Here is a 15,959-nt window from a genome sequence, read left to right on the forward strand (position 1 = left end):
TCAAAATATTATTCAGAAAATAGCTATCGTTATCATTCTGGATTACTGTTCCTTATTTTTTAGAACAGGATATGACCCAGATTATGTGTAGTCACCTTCTGTGATGTTATCGATAATCATGGATATTTCATTGAGAAGCTCATCTTTTCTCTGAGTCATCTCTTCTAAAGCTGCTAATCCTCCAGGCGTGATCGTGTAGACTTTCTTACGGTCTGTTTCCTCACTTTGAATGTATCCTTCAGATACCAGATAGTCCAGTATTGGATAGATAGAACCTGTACTTGGTTTCCATTTACCTTTAGAACATGTTTCTATAGTCTTGATGATATCGTAGCCATAAGTGCTCTTCTTACTTATCACAGTCAAGACTATGTATTTGAGAAAAAGCCTTCTGATGTCGTTATCCATATAATCCTCCATTAATCCTGTATTAGTCGTCTGCCGATGTATCGGTACACGACATAAAGGCGGATGATATATAGATATAATTATAAGATATAAATGTTTCTGAGTGAGTAGTCAATCATAACCTATAAATACAACATTCGTCTATTGATAATTGACTGTTCAGTCAGTCACCTAATGTGATGTTCAAAATACTCTGATCAATGGCGGGAAAAAAAGGTAAAAACATGAGTCAAAAAACTAATGAATTTAAGGACTTGATATTGGATGAAGAGCGTGCTCTGTATGCTATACAGAACGCTACAATCTCTCACTGTACCTTTGATGGTCCTGCAGATGGCGAGTCTGCTTTAAAGGAAAGCGCAGATATATATGTTTCAGATTGTGACTTCAGACTTCGCTACCCATTCTGGCATGTCAGGAACGCTCAGATCGAAAATAGTCGTATGACAGATACATGTCGTGCTGCATTATGGTATAGCAACCAAGTGACAATAAAAGATAGTCAAATGGGAGGCATCAAAGCTGTACGGGAATGTAAGGACATAACTATTGAAAACTCAACTATTGTGTCACCAGAGTTTGGATGGTTATCACACGAACTTGTGATAAAGAATTCAGAACTTGAGTCTGAATATCCATTCTTCTACAGCTCGAATATCTTGCTTGATAACTTTGTATTAAGCGGCAAATACTCTTTTCAGTATGTGGAAAATGTCGAGATCAGAAATTCCCGACTGGATACGAAAGATGCTTTCTGGCACAGCAAAAATGTCACCGTCTCAGACAGTATCGTAAAAGGCGAATATCTTGGTTGGTACTCTGAAAATCTCAAACTTGTCCGATGCAAAATAATAGGAACCCAGCCGCTTTGTTATGCAAAAGGTCTAATCCTGGAAGATTGTGAGATGATCGATTGTGATCTTTCATTTGAGTACAGCGACGTTCATGCTACAATTGCCGGTTCAATAACAAGTGTAAAAAACCCACGTAGTGGACATATCATTGCAGATTCGATTGGAGACATAATACAGGATGATAATCAACTGACAGATGTTTCATGTATGATCGAAGTCCGGGAAGAACTGAACAAAGAAGAAATTCAAAAATCAGAGATCTATGATGAAAAGTATACCAAACAATGCAGATGTGCCTGTGCAGGAAACATAACAAATTGAGGAATTATCTATGAAAATTACTCCGAAACACAATGATGGTAAAAAATGGATGGTGATTTGTTTAGGAGTGTTTTTACTGATATTTTTAGCGACTGGATGTGTTGAACAAAATAACATGGACCAAAAAACCATCGATGATCGATTAGAAAATGGGCAGGGTGAAACCAGCCAGGAAGAGGAGGAAACAAAAATGATGATCAGTGTTCAAGCAAATGGAAATACAACAATCTTTGAGCTCAATGATGGGAATGCTGCAAAAGAACTCTATGAGCAATTACCTTTAACGATAGATGTTGAAGATTTCAGTAATAATGAAAAAATATTCTATCCACCCAAAAAACTCGGTACAACTAACACACCTATGGCAAATGCAAAAGCTGGAACGCTTGCATATTATGCTCCCTGGGGAGACGTGGTGATATTCTATGATAAATTCGGCTCTGCAGGTGGTCTGTACGAATTAGGTAATGTCGTATCAGGTGGCGAGTATATCAAAAATATGTCAGGCACGATACTAATTGATAAAGTGTAAATAAAGCACGAAATTTTAAAAATAATACAGTAAGCAGAGAGGACAACTTTAGTGACTACAAAAGAATGTACATGTTTCGATGAAAACGTAAAGAAAATTCGTATAGGTACTTTTTCGCATTCCAGTGAAATGCGTGATATTGCCAGTCTGATCAATGAAAAGGTATTCAAGAAATATGAATAAAAATTAATTCATTATGACATAGTGAGAGTTGTTGGTCAATCATAATAGAGATAAAAATTCACAATTCAGGAGAACTAAAGATGCTATACAGAGAAATGCCAAAGAATGGAGACGAGCTTTCAATACTTGGTTTTGGAGCCATGCGTCTTGCCTCTAAAGAAGATGGCAGCATTGATGAAGAAAGAGCCACTAAACAGGTACGCTATGCAATTGACCACGGAGTGAATTATGTTGATACAGCCTGGCCATATCACATGGGTGCAAGCGAGCCATTCCTAGGTCGTGCCCTTACTGACGGATACCGCGAGAAAGTGAAGCTTGCAACAAAACTTCCTTCATGGCTCATAGAAAAACGTGAAGATATGGATAAGTTCCTGGATGCTCAGCTTGAGAAACTGAACACCGACCATATTGATTACTATCTTATACACTCTCTGGTTGGTGATTTGTGGGACACTCTTGAAAAATTAGGTGTGGCTGATTTCCTTGACCATGCCAAAGCCGATGGTCGCATCATCAATGCAGGGTTCTCCTTCCACGGCGCATCAGAGGATTTTAACCGTATTGTAGATGCTTATGACTGGGACTTCTGCCAGATCCAGTACAACTATCTGGATGAAAAGAGTCAGGCAGGTAAAGCCGGATTGGAATATGCTGCATCAAAAGGTCTAGGTGTTATAATAATGGAACCTCTTCGTGGGGGAAGCCTTACAAAAACTGTACCAGAGGCTGTGGAAGAGATATGGAACGAGGCACCTATTAAAAGATCACCTGCAGAGTGGTCTCTGCGCTGGGTATGGAATCACCCGGAAGTAACAGTTGTTCTTTCCGGCATGAACGAGGAATCTCATATTGAGGAGAACCTAAGAGTTGCAGAACAGGCATTGCCAAATTCACTGACAGAAGAGGAACTGCAGCTTATAAAGAGAGTTGAAAACAAGTATCGTGAACTTATGAGAGTAGAATGTACCGGTTGCCAGTACTGCATGCCCTGTCCGGCAGGTGTGAATATCCCACTTTGTTTTGAGCTGTATAACAACCTTTACTTTGCGGATGATCCTGATGCAGTAAGATTCATGTATGCTGCACGTCTGGGTGGTGCTCTTGGAACAGGTGGAGGCGAGTTTGCATCTCAATGTGTCCAGTGCGGACAGTGTCTGGAGAAATGCCCTCAGCACATCGATATACCAACAGTTCTCGATTCAGTTGTAGAAGAACTGGAAGGGTCCGACCTTGAGCAGAGAGTTGCCATGGCAAAGGAGATGTTCAAGCAGGTATAATTCTGATGAGGAAATAAAGATAAAATGAATGATGGGCAGAAAAAGTTCCAAAAAAGCCTTTCTTCTGTCATTTTCAATGAATTAAATAAACTGACAAAAACACTGGATACCCGAACAGCCAATTTAGTGAAAGGAATCCCATTAGAGATCAAAATGAGATGATTACATGAAGGTAATAGCAATAAACGGAAGCCCTAGAAAGAACTGGAACACTGCAACTCTTCTTGAGCACGCACTCAAAGGAGCGGAATCCAGAGGTGCGGAAACAGAACTTGTTCACCTCTATGATCTGGATTTCAAAGGCTGTATCAGTTGTTTTACCTGCAAGAGAATAGGTGGTCAAAGCTATGGCACCTGTTCCATGAAAGATGGACTGACACCGGTCCTTAAGAAAATAGAGGATGCAGATGCCCTCATTCTTGGTTCTCCTATCTACTTAGGTGATGTTACAGGTGAGATGAGGTCCTTTCTGGAGAGATTATTCTTCCAGTATCTGGTGTATGATAAAGAGCATTCCGTCCTGTTTCAAAAAAAGATACCATCTGCTTTCATCTATACAATGGGTGTTAATGAACAGCAGATGGAAATGATGGGATATGAGTGTATTTTCAACAAAATGGAAATGCTTCTACAGAGATTTTTCGGATATGCGGAATCACTATACTCATTCGATACGTATCAGTTCGATGATTACTCCAAATACGTTTCAACTGCTTTCAATGCTGAAGAAAAAGCTAAAAGACGGGAAGAGGAGTTTCCGAAGGATTGTGCAAAAGCCTTTGAGATGGGAGTCAGATTCGCTGAAAAAGCATCTGAGAATCAAAAACTATAGACAGGAAATAATGTGGAAATCAGAATCTTCAGGTTCAGTTAATTATATTAGCCATCCAATGCAGAAGTGAAATAAATGGATCTTAAAACTATATTAAATCAGCTGAAAAATAATGAACTTGATATTGAAACTGCAGAATCCGATATCCGTTCAATGGGCTATGTCCCGGTCACAGACATTGCCAAAATAGATATCTTCCGCAAGCATCGTACAGGTATAATGGAAGCCATCCTTGCAGAAGGCAAGGACCCTGCAGATGTTGTAGAAATTGCAAAAGCACAGGTAGCTGCAACTGGAAGAGTGCTTATCACAAGACTTAGTGAAGGTCACAGAGAGATGATCGAGGCTATGTTCAATTCCGATAATCTTGAGTGGGACCTTCATTCAAAAGGTGTTGTAGTTCACAACGGCACTCCTGTACCAAGAACCGGAGGAGTTGTTGCAATAATCACAGCTGGTACCGCTGATATTGATGCGGCTGAAGAAGCAAGGATGGTTGCTCATGAAATGGGCTGCGAGACCATTGCCATCTATGATGTAGGAGTTGCAGGCTTCCACAGGCTGGTATCCGAAATGCAGGTTCTCAAGGACAAGAAACCGGACTCCATAGTAGTGGCAGCAGGAAGAGAAGGAACCCTGCCAACTGTTGTTTCAGGCCTTATGGATGTACCGGTAATTGGCCTTCCGGTTTCCACAGGTTACGGAGCTGGTGCAAAAGGTGAGGCTGCACTGCTTTCCATGCTTCAGTCATGTTCTGTGCTTTCTGTCGTTAACATAGATGCAGGATTTGTAGCAGGTTCCTTTGCTGCAAGGATCGCTAACAGGGTTGCAGAAGCAAGGAACAATGAATAAGAAATGCATCTTATAGTAGTGTTACAAATTGAAACGTTCTTATTTGAAATTTGAAACTTAAAACTTAAAATAATAATCTGGAATGAATAAAATGAAATCCCTAATATTCGATCCATTCTCCGGTGCCGCCGGTGATATGATACTGGGAAGTCTCATTGACCTTGGAGCAGATGCTGCAAAGATATGTGAAATCATCGAATCTGCAGTTGATGTGAAAGTGTCTGTTGACAGGGCAAATAAAAGAGGTATATCAGCCACCGATGTTAAGATCCATGTAGCACACGAGGAACATTCCAGACATTATCATGAACTTGTAGATATAATCAAGTCAGCAGGACTTCATCCACAAATAGAAAAAAGTGCTCTTGATGTTTTTGCCATCATGGCAGAAGCTGAGTCTAAAGTACATGGAGAGTCACTTGAAACAATCCATTTCCATGAAGTCGGACAGAATGATGCACTTGCAGATGTTATCGGTTCCTGTGCAGCGCTCCATGAGATCGGAGCCGAGGCGATATTCTGCACACCTGTAAACGTTGGCGGCGGAAAGGTAAAAGCTGCACACGGACTTATGGCTGTTCCTGCACCTGCAACACTTGAAATTCTGCGCTCAGGGAATCTCTCATCATATGGTTCCGGCAAGAGAGAACTTCTCACACCAACAGGTGCCGCTTTACTATCTTATTTTGCAAAGCCCGTTGATAATCTGCCAAAAGGAAAGGTTCTTTCAATTGGATACGGTGCAGGTGATGCTGATACCGAAGACCCGAACGTTCTCAGAAGTATGCTGGTCGAAATGGACGATATTCTCACCAAAGACCAGATAGAAGTTCTGGAAACCAATGTTGATGACGTCACCGGAGAGGTTCTTGGGAACCTGTTCGACAAACTCCTTGCAGCAGGTGCAAGGGATGTTGCCATCACACCAACTATTATGAAGAAAGGCAGGTCAGGCCATATAATCAAAGTTATCACAAAATCCCAGAACAGCGAACGTGTTGCAAGGGAAATTATGAAAGAGACCGGCACACTTGGAATTCGTGTAATCCCAACGGTACATCGTTTTGTAGCTGATCGCAGGATGGATGAAGTGACTATCCAGCTTAAAGGCGAGGAATTTAGCAGTGCCATAAAGATCGCACAGGATAAAACAGGCGAAATACTGCATATTTCAGCGGAGTATGAGGACTGCCGGAAGATTGCTGATAAGGTAGGACTGCCGCTTAAAGAAGTGATTCGCAGGGTTGAGGAAGAGGCGTGGGGGAAGTTTAGTTAATTTTAACTTAGGTCTACCACAAACAATCTAAACCATCCCGGCAATTAGGAGTTCAGATGATAGACGACGTTGTGAAGTTATTCAAGGAAATGGACAGCAAAGACCTGCGTATACTTGCAGGTATCGAGATAGGCATGAAACACTTTGAATGGGTGCCTGCTGAAGATATAATGAAATACACTCGCCTTTCACACTCAGACCTTGAGTTCAAACTTAAAAAACTAATCAGGAACAACATGGTGATCGGTACCAATCAGCCATATGAGGGTTACCAGATATACTTTGATGGCTATGATACACTTGCTCTTAACACACTCGTAAAAAGAGGAACGATCAGCGCCATTGGTGACGAGATTGGTGTTGGGAAGGAATCGGTTGTTCATGAAGCTGTCAAGGAACCTGAACTTTCCTTTGGTGAGCCACAGGGAGTCATACTCAAATTCCACAGAGAAGGTAGAACCAGTTTCAAGAGCGTCAAAAGAACCCGATCCCATCTTGAAGGAAAAGAACATTTTTCATGGATCTATGCAGCCAGACTAGCAGCGAAAAGAGAAGCTGCAATCATAAAAGAACTCTACCCGGATGTATCTGTTCCAAAACTGCTGGACAACAATCGTCATGCACTTGTCATGGACGTAGCAAAAGGAACGCTTCTCTACAAAACAAAACTTGAAGACCCTGAGTGGTTCCTGAATGAGATTCTCAGACAGGTGGCTCTTGTCTATGAAAAAGGTTACATTCATTCCGACCTCAGCGAATACAACATCTTTGTGAATGAGAATGGAGTCCAGTTCATTGACTGGCCACAGTACGTTGAAGTCAGCCACCCACATGCTGAAGAACTACTTGAAAGGGATGTAACTAACGTCCTGAAACACTTCAAACGCAAATACCAGATAGACAAAGACACTAAAGAAATTATTTCAGAGATAATGAATAACTGAAGCTGAAAATCGCCTGTAGTCATTCATATATCTTATTAGTAACATAAAATAAACTGTATGCAAAACGGGGTAATTTACGGTATTGACATAGCAAAAGGTTCATCCCGTGCTCAGGAAGTTCCCAAATATGCCGTTGCCGTACTCAGGGACGGGGAAATAAGCCATTATACAATGGTCAGGCTTCACAGGATACTGCGGATGCTGAACATGGACAGACCGGATTACATTGCAGTAGACAATATTTTTGAGCTTGCACCAAACAAAAAAGCACTTATTCATTTACTTGAAAAGCTCCCGGATAACACCAGACTTGTACAGGTAACAGGCGGGATACACCAGAAACCACTACTCCGGCTTGCACAGGAACACGGACTTTCCCTTAACCAGTTTGACCCTGTACAGGAAGCTGAAACCTGTGCCATACTTGCAAGTCTTGGTGTGGGTGAAGAAGTTTCCCTTTTTGAAGATATCACGCGTATTAAAGTCAGCCGTGCCCGTTCCCTTGGAAGAGGAGGCTGGAGCCAGAACCGCTATCGCAGGAAAGTTCATGGAGCAGTCAAGGAAAAAAGCAGGGAAATAGAGAACATACTGCGCAAATTCTCCCGGGAGACCGGGTACACATATACAGAACGTATTACCGAAGGTTTTGGAGGATATGTCAGGGCTGAATTTACCGTAAAGGCAAGACGAGAGAGAGTACCGGTTAAACCATCTTCAAATGCTGATGTGCAGGTCACAGTAAAAAGTGTTGAAAGGGACAAGATCCAATACATACCCCTTAAGAAAACAGGAAGAAAGTACACCATTGTTGGTATTGACCCCGGAACTACCGTGGGAATTGCAATTCTGTCACTTGATGGGGAACTTCTGCTCTCTGAGAGCATTCGTGGAATCTCACATGATGAAGTTGTCAGGAAGATAGCCGAATATGGCAAGCCTGTAATCGTTGCCACAGATGTCTATCCCACGCCTTCAGCCGTCGAAAAGATCCGCCGCAGTTTTAATGCAGTTGCATGGAGTCCGGGAGGGGAAATAAGAGCAGAAGACAAAATTGCTCTTGCCAGAACTTTCGGATATTCCAATGACCATGAACGTGATTCACTTACCGCAGCAATTGCAACCTATAAATCTTACAAGAATGTCTTTTCCAGGGTTGAAAAAAGAGCACCAAAATATCTCAATACGGACAGTATCAAATTCCATGTTATAAACGGAGATTCAATAGAAGAGGCTATTGAAAAAGTAGCTTCGGAATCAAAGATTCAGGTACGTGTCAAACCTGAACCGGAACCTGTAAAAGAAGAACTTACAGACACAGATGAACTTGTAAAGAAACTCCGTGAGGAACTCAGGCAGAAGAATTCACAGATAAAGCAGCTCAAAGAGTATGTTTCTGAAATCAAGTACGAATCCGGGCAGAAGGACAAGACCATAGAAAAACTAGAGATGCGTATCAATAAATTCAAGAATTCCATTTACAAACAGATTAAGAGGGAAAAGGAGATACAGATAAGGGATACTGAGATCGAGCGTCTCAATAAAGAGCTTGCAAAGACCCGGAAGAATCTTAAGAACCAGCGCAGGCAGAACAAACGCCTTAAACAGATACGCAAAAAGGAAGTTAAGGGCGAAGGTCTTCCTGTCAAAGTTATATCTGCCTTTACAAGGGAAGCAATTCAGCATACAAAAGAACTCTACGGAATCAAAGAGAACGATGTTGTTTTCCTCAAAGACCCAAGTGGCGGTGGACCAATAACTGCTTCGCTGCTTGCTGAATCAAAAGTGAAAGCTGTGCTTATAACTGAAGATATGCCTCATGCTGCACTTGAATCATTTTATGATAACGATGTACCGGTTTTGAAAGATATCCAGATCCACCGTGTTGGAGACCTGGCTTCAGTTGACCCGGATATCCTTGAAAGTGCCATTGAGATATGGCAGGAAGGGGCTGAAAAGCGTCGCCATGAAAAAGAGCAGGAACAATTCCAGTCCATTCTTGATGAATACAGGAGTGAACGTAGAAGAGGTCTTGCATGATCCGTTCATCACTTCTGCTTGCCGGTGGACTTGGCACCCGGATGAATGGCAGGGAAAAAGCCCTGATGGTACTTGAAAGTAGTACTCTTCTGGAGCGTTCGCTTTTCGTTTTAGATGATGTATCGGATGAAGTGATAGTCTCACTGCGGGATGAAGAACAGGTTCTGGACTTCTCACCTTATCTTCATGAAAGAAAGATAGTCACTGACAGGATCAGAAATGCAGGTCCTCTTGCCGGAATGCTCGCGGGTTTTAAGAGAGCGGATGGTGACTATGTTTTTACTGTTGCATGCGACATGCCATATCTGAACAGGACACTAATTGATATGATGTTCGACATGGTGGGTGAGCATGAGGCGCTCATACCGATAAGCGAATATGGTAGAAAAGAAACGCTTCATGCGGTGTATAAAAAAGATGCCATGCTTGCAGCAATTGAAAGTGCTCTTGAAGAAGGCAGCAGAAGCATACTATCGCCGGTATCGTTTCTTGATGATGTAATCTATCTTGATTCCGAAGTTATAAGAACGATAGACAGAGACTTTAAAAGTTTTGTTAACGTTAATACCCCGGAAGATATGCTGAAACTGGAATGATAATCCATTAAATAACCCTGATTATCATGTATCTTATGTTCCTGCAGGATGTGTCTGAATGATAGATAATGGAATTGTTATTGAAAAAGCGATCTGGAGAATTGCCGATGAATATGGGTTCGATGTCAGAACAGTGGAAGATGCTATCAATTTCTCGGAAGTTCCGCTGGACCTTGAGAAACTGGTCGGTGAAGGAATTTTCTGTTTCAGGGGACCAAGCGAGAATGTAAAGTACGATAACGCGTCCATTTGTCTTTCTAACAAGATACTGGCCAATAAAGGTGTTGCGCAAATATTGATCCCTTTGATCTGTAACAGAATACGCAATTGGGATCATGAAGATATCGAAGTTCTGCTATCTGATCTGAAGAAAGTTATCACAATAATGGAACTGAATCCTGATGACTATCCTGGCCTGCAGAAATGCAGTATTGATCCAAAAGACCTGCCTAGTGAAAAAATACCGGATGATATCAAAGAAAAATGTCAGGTGTGGGCAATGGATAAAAAAGGTATGTGTCTTGTGGGAATTGACGCCAACAAATTAATGCATATAGATGATATTCGAAAGGCTGCATCGGGTAATTGTTCTTAGGATTTACATAGAGAATAAACTAATCACTGTTTATACTTCATATGCATATTAAGTTATTTTTTTTATTATTATGACAATATATACTTCTTATAATTCCGAATAATTTCGATAACTTAATTAATATGTTATGTACATTAGGGAAAAGTAAAAAGAGAAAATTGATTGCCGTAAATGTGATATTGTGTTAGTGTATTATAACTAGTTCTGGAGTTGGTTGGTTGAATGGATTCTGATACGCCGGAAGAATGGTTCAAATTAGCATTTGATGCAGATGATCCGGAAGAAAAAATCGAATATTTTTCACTTATCCTTGACCATAATGATTTGGACCCGGACCTATGGAGTAATGAAGCGCTTGCGCTGGTCTGGAACAATAAGGGAATAGCGCTTTTTTTTCTTGGACGGGATAAAGAAGCCCTTGAATGCTTCAAAATGTCTGTCCGTCTTAACAAAAATGATGTTGATGTCTGGTGCAACATGGGAATCATTCATTTTAACATAGGTAACCATGAAGCTGCAATCAAATGTTATAACCGCATACTAAGACTTGATCCCTCAAATGAGAATGCCTGGGTAAACAAAGGCGATATTTTAGGCGTAATGGGAATGCACAATGAAGCTATCGAATGTTACAGTAAGGTCCACAAGGAGATCGAGCTTGACAACAAGTTTGCAGTTGTGTGGAATAAAAAAGGTCTTGCTTATTTTGGTCTTGGAAAATACGAAGATGCAGTTGACTGTTTCAACAGGGTTCTCAAGATAGACCCCGAACATATTGATGCAATAGAGAACCTTAAAGCTGCAATGTCAAAAGTAAAACAGATCAACGAGGAGATAAGTTATTCAGACCCCTCGTGCCTGTAAAAAATAATTAATTTAGAACCTGTTTTTCAGAATACTCTGAATATGTGATCATACAGTGAAACGTTCTCCCAGTTCAGGAGCGTAGGCTTTCACACCGACCTCTTCACTTATCCAGTCTGCAAATCCTTCACAGTTATCACCATGCATGGTAAATACATGCTCAGTTCCCCTGTCACAGAAATCCTTTACCATTTCCTTAAGCTCTTTATCACCGGAATGAGCAGAGAAATCATATTGCTCGATCTTTGGTTTCAGGTGCTGGATAACTCCGTCATTATCAATAATACCAGTATCCATAGCCATTCTGCCGTTGGTGCCTTCTACCTGATAACCTGTAAGTATGATCTTTGATTTTGGATCCTTGTACTTCTTATTTATATAATGCAATACAGGGCCACCATTCAGCATTCCGGCCGTTGTAACAATGACAGAAGATTCAAGATGGACTGAATCTCTTTTTCTTCCTGAAACGGTTGTTGCGTTATCAAACGCCTTCTTAAGGTGTGTTGGATTCCTTATATAATCCATGTGTTTTGACATTATCTTGTATGCATGAACTCCCATGCCGTCAACATAAGCCCTGATTCCGTGGGCGTCCAGAAGCATCAGTATCTCCTGGGTCCTTCCGATTGCAAAGGCAGGAACAATAACCGTACCACCTATATCCAGAGTGTCCATTACAGAATCTATGAACTGCTTTTCAACTTCCCTGCGAGGAGGGTGCTCATCACCAAAATAAGTGCTTTCAGTTATAAGAACATCAGTATCCGGAAATTCAACTGCACCGGAAACAAGTCTTGTGTCTGCTGTATTTATGTCACCTGTATAGTACAGACTTTTGCCTTCTTTATCTTTCAGGAATATAGAAGATGCACCAGGTATGTGTCCGGCATCGAACAATTCAACATCATACCCGTGAGTATGGAATGGCATACCAGTATCAACTTGCCTGGTTTTGTGCGCGAATTTTGTAAGTTCTATGGAATCATAGGCAGGCATTTCACCTTCTCTTTCAGCAATCCTCAGGGTATCCTGAGCCAGCATATATGACAGATCAAAAGTAGGTGGTGTCATGAAAACATCGGGCTCAAGGTCCATAAGATTAGGAACTGCACCTGAATGGTCAATATGTGCATGAGAAACAAGAACTGCCTGAGGTCTTGATCCGTTCACAGGATATTTTACCAATTCTCCCGGAGAAACTCCGTAGTCCATCATTATTTTTTCATCAACCAAAACTGCCGATCTTCCGACCTCTCTACATGCACCCTTGAATTCCAGTTCCATTTTAACCTGTCTCCTTTCAGACAATATCTGATTGCCATGTTTTTATTTTCTTGACAGGTATACTTGTAGCTTTTGCAAGTTCCAGTGCATCAGCTTCACATAATTCATCGACACTACAGATACCGGCATCTGCAAGTTTCTCCGCGGTGACCTTGCCAATACCTGATATATCATTAAGTGTCTTTGGCTTTTCCTTGTCAGAAGACTGCTCTTTCTGCTTTTGTTTCTCTTCTTCCTGTGTCTTTTGCCACTCTATGAAATTACACTCCGGACAACCAAGGTTCCAAGGCCTTTTTCCGGCATTAATGATACGTATATGGTACAGGCCATGATCCTCACACAGTTTGTCTGTGACAATAACCTGCCCCATCTTTGGAAGCGGTAGTGAGAAAGTACAATCCGGGTAGCCTTCACAACCTATGAAACGTCCTCCACGCTTTGACCTCATTACCATTAGATTTGAACCGCATTCAGAACAAACACCAATTATTTTGTCCTCACGCAAACCTGCACGTAGTGACTCACTTATATCATCCTTGTTCTTTCCAAGCTCATCGAAAACAAGCTCCAGCATCTCTCTGGATTCATTCAGGACTTCATCCTCTGGTATATCACCTTCGGCTATCCTGTCCATGTCAGCTTCAAGCTTGCTGGTCATATCAGGTTTGGATATAGTAGGTGCGAACTTCTCAAGTGTGTCCACAACTGCAACAGCAGTCTTTGTAGGTTGCAGCGGGTTTCCATGTACATAAGCCCTTGAATAAAGCTTACTGATAATATCGTGACGTGTAGCCTTTGTACCAAGTCCCAGCTCTTCCATGATCTTGATGAGTCTGCCCTGACCATATCTTCCGGGAGGTTGTGTTTCCTTTGCCTCAACATCTATCTTGAGCACGGAATGGACATCGGCTTCTTCCATTTTTGGAAGCAGTCTGTCCTCTGGTGCGTTGTAATGATAGTACCATCTCCATCCAGGTTCCACAAGCCTTGCACCATTTGCCTTGAATTCCTCACCTTTGATATCATACTTCGACCTGATGGTCTCCCATATTGCAGGGTCGGCAAAGGTTGCAAAGAAACGCCTGACAACCATTTCGTAAAGTTTCCATTCCTGCTCGTTCATCTCGGATTTCTTGGCAAGGGATGCAGGGAAGATTGGCGGGTGATCTGTTGTTTCTTTCTTACCCTTTGTAGGAACAAGTTCTTTCTTCTCAAGAAGTTTAAGAGCATATTGTTTGAATGCCCCTGTCTTGAATATCTCTATCTGTGCTCTCAGGTCAATAGTATCAGGATAAACTGTGTTATCTGTCCTTGGATATGAGATGAAACCGTTAGTGTAAAGTGTCTCAGCAATTCTCATGGCATTAGCTGCAGTAAAGCCAATTGAACTTGCTGCACTGATAAATTCAGTAGTGTTAAAAGGTGTTGGAGGTTTGTCTGTTTTCTCGGAAGTGGTCAGTTCAGTTACCGTTGCATTATCACCAATGGAGATCTTATCCATTGCAGCATCAACTTCTGCTTTCTCCCAGAACCTCTTTGTGCGGTGCTCAACCTTGAACTCTTCACCGTTTTTGCTCTTAAGCATGGCTGAGAGTTCCCAATATGGCCGGGGAATAAAGGCTTCTCTTTCTTTTTCACGTTCAACGATAAGTGCAAGTGTCGGAGACTGGACCCTACCAACTGACAGGAACATCTTTCCTAAACGTCCGGCTGCAAGTGAGATATAGCGAGTTAGTGATGCACCCCACACAAGATCGATGACCTGACGGGAATGTCCGGCATCTGCAAGATTGAAATCCACATTTGTAGGATTTGAAAATGCAGCATCGATAGCTTTGGGAGTTATTGCACTGTAATGTACACGGTCAAAAACAACATCTGGATTTACCTGCTTGATGATATCAAGGGCTTCAGCTCCAATGAGTTCTCCTTCTCTGTCGTAGTCAGTTGCAATAGTGACTTTTGTAGCTTCCTTTCCAAGTTTTTTAAGTGCGGATACGATCTTTACCTGAGTTGAAGCTGTAATGATCTCTGCCCCGATGAGTTCATTTGCCTCCACCTTCTGCCAGTTATTATACGCCTTAGGAAAGTCCAGTTTCACAATGTGACCACTAAGACCAATGAATACTTTTTTCCCCTCTTCTGATTCGTATTCATAAGTATCTACCCCACTTACACGAACCTGTTTTATTTTTTCTGATGCCAGAATTGCGGCTATTCTTTTTGCTGCAATGTGCTTTTCTGCTATGATGAGATGCATGTTATCTCCGTGAATCTTGATATTGTGCGATAGTATGCAAAACGATCAAACGCTTGTTTGATCTGAGACTTTCGATAGAAAATCTTTATTTTTACAGTGTTATTTAATGATAAATCTAACAAACATTCTTCTAAATATATCTATCGCAAATACATCGCAAACAATATAGAAAAGGGCTTTGAAGAAAATAGCATCAAGCAAAGCTGTTTAATAAAACAAGATATGTGTATACTTGCACAGTAAAAACAAAAAAGATAAGATAATAACATTTCCTGCCCTATTAAGAGACAGGAAATGTCCAATCCTTTCCATCCACCAGAAAAGGTTAGTCTCTTCTCTGCATAAGTTCGATATCTTCCATTATGGCCTGCAGGTCATCCTCGTGCTCGATCTCATCGGTAAGGATCTGTAACACGATCTCATATGTTACCGGGTCCTTGTCCTTGACCTTGCCAAGAATTGAATTGTATACCTGGATAGCACACTGTTCACCTTTGATGTTCTGCTCAAGGATCTTCTTGACGAAAGGATCTTCAGGAGACTCGTATCCACAGTTACTTAATTTCTCCCAGTCCTTTGGTGAAAGCACAGGCGTTCCACCAAGCTGAATTATCCTGTTGGATACCATATCTGCATGGCGAAGTTCATCAGTAGCATGCTGGATAAGTTCAGCTACGGCAGCTTCTCTCATCGGACCCTTAATGACTTTTGCACCAATCCAGTATTGGTAGTATGCAAACCACTCATCTGCAAGTGCTTTGTTCAGTAATTCTATCAATTCATCGACATCTAAACCTAAGATTTCCACACCTTTTGTTCCCATGATAGGTCACCTTTG

At 41.5% G+C, this 15,959-nt stretch carries 16 protein-coding genes; 12 read left to right on the plus strand and 4 right to left on the minus strand.

All coding sequences use genetic code 11. The features are described from left to right. Positions 1–81: 81 nt before the first annotated feature. Positions 82–408, minus strand: a complete 327-nt coding sequence (locus BLP52_RS01865) for a PadR family transcriptional regulator (protein ID WP_238380681.1) — start codon at positions 406–408, stop codon at positions 82–84. A gap of 224 nt (positions 409–632) precedes the next feature. Between BLP52_RS01865 and BLP52_RS01870 the strand changes: the two genes are divergently transcribed. The 12 genes from BLP52_RS01870 to BLP52_RS01920 all read left to right on the plus strand — a co-directional run bounded on the left by BLP52_RS01870 (position 633) and on the right by BLP52_RS01920 (position 11,574). Beyond that, positions 633–1,583, plus strand: coding sequence for a DUF3737 family protein (locus BLP52_RS01870; protein ID WP_202905707.1), 951 nt, complete (start codon positions 633–635; stop codon positions 1,581–1,583). A gap of 10 nt (positions 1,584–1,593) precedes the next feature. After that, positions 1,594–2,115 carry a cyclophilin-like fold protein gene (locus BLP52_RS01875; protein WP_091708185.1) on the plus strand — a complete coding sequence of 174 codons (522 nt, stop codon included), beginning with the start codon at positions 1,594–1,596 and terminating at the stop codon, positions 2,113–2,115. 51 nt (positions 2,116–2,166) lie between these two features. Continuing rightward, entirely contained in the window at positions 2,167–2,298 is a 132-nt protein-coding gene (locus BLP52_RS14760; RefSeq protein ID WP_274377631.1) for a hypothetical protein, read from the plus strand. 80 nt (positions 2,299–2,378) lie between these two features. Further along, on the plus strand, positions 2,379–3,578 hold the full coding sequence (locus BLP52_RS01880) for an aldo/keto reductase (protein WP_091708187.1): 1,200 nt from the start codon (positions 2,379–2,381) through the stop codon (positions 3,576–3,578). 166 nt (positions 3,579–3,744) lie between these two features. Further along, positions 3,745–4,410, plus strand: a complete 666-nt coding sequence (locus BLP52_RS01885; RefSeq protein WP_091708189.1) for a flavodoxin family protein — start codon at positions 3,745–3,747, stop codon at positions 4,408–4,410. 75 nt (positions 4,411–4,485) lie between these two features. Next, positions 4,486–5,262: a nickel pincer cofactor biosynthesis protein LarB gene (gene larB, locus BLP52_RS01890; protein WP_091708191.1), complete on the plus strand. Its 777-nt coding sequence runs from the start codon at positions 4,486–4,488 to the stop codon at positions 5,260–5,262. A 91-nt stretch (positions 5,263–5,353) separates the two neighbouring features. Then, positions 5,354–6,538 (plus strand): nickel pincer cofactor biosynthesis protein LarC, encoded by a 1,185-nt coding sequence (larC, locus tag BLP52_RS01895; RefSeq protein ID WP_091708193.1) that lies wholly within the window; start codon positions 5,354–5,356, stop codon positions 6,536–6,538. 56 nt (positions 6,539–6,594) lie between these two features. Continuing rightward, complete coding sequence (locus BLP52_RS01900) at positions 6,595–7,482, plus strand: serine/threonine-protein kinase RIO2 (RefSeq protein WP_091708194.1); 888 nt, start codon at positions 6,595–6,597, stop codon at positions 7,480–7,482. A 57-nt stretch (positions 7,483–7,539) separates the two neighbouring features. Continuing rightward, positions 7,540–9,519: a DUF460 domain-containing protein gene (locus BLP52_RS01905; protein ID WP_091708196.1), complete on the plus strand. Its 1,980-nt coding sequence runs from the start codon at positions 7,540–7,542 to the stop codon at positions 9,517–9,519. Next, positions 9,516–10,115, plus strand: coding sequence for a molybdenum cofactor guanylyltransferase (mobA, locus tag BLP52_RS01910; protein ID WP_091708198.1), 600 nt, complete (start codon positions 9,516–9,518; stop codon positions 10,113–10,115). Before BLP52_RS01905 ends, mobA begins: the two co-directional genes overlap by 4 nt. 58 nt (positions 10,116–10,173) lie before the next feature. Beyond that, positions 10,174–10,710, plus strand: coding sequence for a hypothetical protein (locus BLP52_RS01915; RefSeq protein ID WP_238380682.1), 537 nt, complete (start codon positions 10,174–10,176; stop codon positions 10,708–10,710). 222 nt (positions 10,711–10,932) lie between these two features. Then, positions 10,933–11,574: a tetratricopeptide repeat protein gene (locus BLP52_RS01920; protein WP_091708199.1), complete on the plus strand. Its 642-nt coding sequence runs from the start codon at positions 10,933–10,935 to the stop codon at positions 11,572–11,574. Positions 11,575–11,622: 48 nt separating this feature from the next. Here the strand turns inward: BLP52_RS01920 and BLP52_RS01925 are convergent, their stop codons facing one another. The 3 genes from BLP52_RS01925 to BLP52_RS01935 all read right to left on the minus strand — a co-directional run bounded on the left by BLP52_RS01925 (position 11,623) and on the right by BLP52_RS01935 (position 15,944). After that, positions 11,623–12,861, minus strand: coding sequence for an MBL fold metallo-hydrolase (locus tag BLP52_RS01925; RefSeq protein WP_091708201.1), 1,239 nt, complete (start codon positions 12,859–12,861; stop codon positions 11,623–11,625). A gap of 16 nt (positions 12,862–12,877) precedes the next feature. Further along, complete coding sequence (locus BLP52_RS01930) at positions 12,878–15,121, minus strand: DNA topoisomerase I (protein WP_091708202.1); 2,244 nt, start codon at positions 15,119–15,121, stop codon at positions 12,878–12,880. 325 nt (positions 15,122–15,446) lie between these two features. Next, positions 15,447–15,944 carry a ferritin-like domain-containing protein gene (locus BLP52_RS01935; protein ID WP_091708204.1) on the minus strand — a complete coding sequence of 166 codons (498 nt, stop codon included), beginning with the start codon at positions 15,942–15,944 and terminating at the stop codon, positions 15,447–15,449. Positions 15,945–15,959 lie beyond the last annotated feature (15 nt).

This window comes from Methanolobus vulcani (assembly GCF_900100715.1).
GTDB lineage: Archaea > Halobacteriota > Methanosarcinia > Methanosarcinales > Methanosarcinaceae > Methanolobus > Methanolobus vulcani.

Excerpts from the sequence above, each read along its gene's own strand:
- BLP52_RS01870 (WP_202905707.1), top strand. The coding sequence starts at position 633 with ATGAGTCAAAAAACTAATGAATTTAAGGACTTGATATTGGATGAAGAG.
- BLP52_RS01875 (WP_091708185.1), top strand. The coding sequence starts at position 1,594 with ATGAAAATTACTCCGAAACACAATGATGGTAAAAAATGGATGGTGATT.
- larB (WP_091708191.1), top strand. The coding sequence starts at position 4,486 with ATGGATCTTAAAACTATATTAAATCAGCTGAAAAATAATGAACTTGAT.
- BLP52_RS01880 (WP_091708187.1), top strand. The coding sequence starts at position 2,379 with ATGCTATACAGAGAAATGCCAAAGAATGGAGACGAGCTTTCAATACTT.
- larC (WP_091708193.1), top strand. The coding sequence starts at position 5,354 with ATGAAATCCCTAATATTCGATCCATTCTCCGGTGCCGCCGGTGATATG.
- BLP52_RS01930 (WP_091708202.1), bottom strand. The coding sequence starts at position 15,121 with ATGCATCTCATCATAGCAGAAAAGCACATTGCAGCAAAAAGAATAGCC.
- mobA (WP_091708198.1), top strand. The coding sequence starts at position 9,516 with ATGATCCGTTCATCACTTCTGCTTGCCGGTGGACTTGGCACCCGGATG.
- BLP52_RS01885 (WP_091708189.1), top strand. The coding sequence starts at position 3,745 with ATGAAGGTAATAGCAATAAACGGAAGCCCTAGAAAGAACTGGAACACT.
- BLP52_RS01865 (WP_238380681.1), bottom strand. The coding sequence starts at position 408 with ATGGATAACGACATCAGAAGGCTTTTTCTCAAATACATAGTCTTGACT.
- BLP52_RS01900 (WP_091708194.1), top strand. The coding sequence starts at position 6,595 with ATGATAGACGACGTTGTGAAGTTATTCAAGGAAATGGACAGCAAAGAC.
- BLP52_RS01925 (WP_091708201.1), bottom strand. The coding sequence starts at position 12,861 with ATGGAACTGGAATTCAAGGGTGCATGTAGAGAGGTCGGAAGATCGGCA.
- BLP52_RS01920 (WP_091708199.1), top strand. The coding sequence starts at position 10,933 with ATGGATTCTGATACGCCGGAAGAATGGTTCAAATTAGCATTTGATGCA.
- BLP52_RS01905 (WP_091708196.1), top strand. The coding sequence starts at position 7,540 with ATGCAAAACGGGGTAATTTACGGTATTGACATAGCAAAAGGTTCATCC.
- BLP52_RS01935 (WP_091708204.1), bottom strand. The coding sequence starts at position 15,944 with ATGGGAACAAAAGGTGTGGAAATCTTAGGTTTAGATGTCGATGAATTG.
- BLP52_RS01915 (WP_238380682.1), top strand. The coding sequence starts at position 10,174 with ATGATAGATAATGGAATTGTTATTGAAAAAGCGATCTGGAGAATTGCC.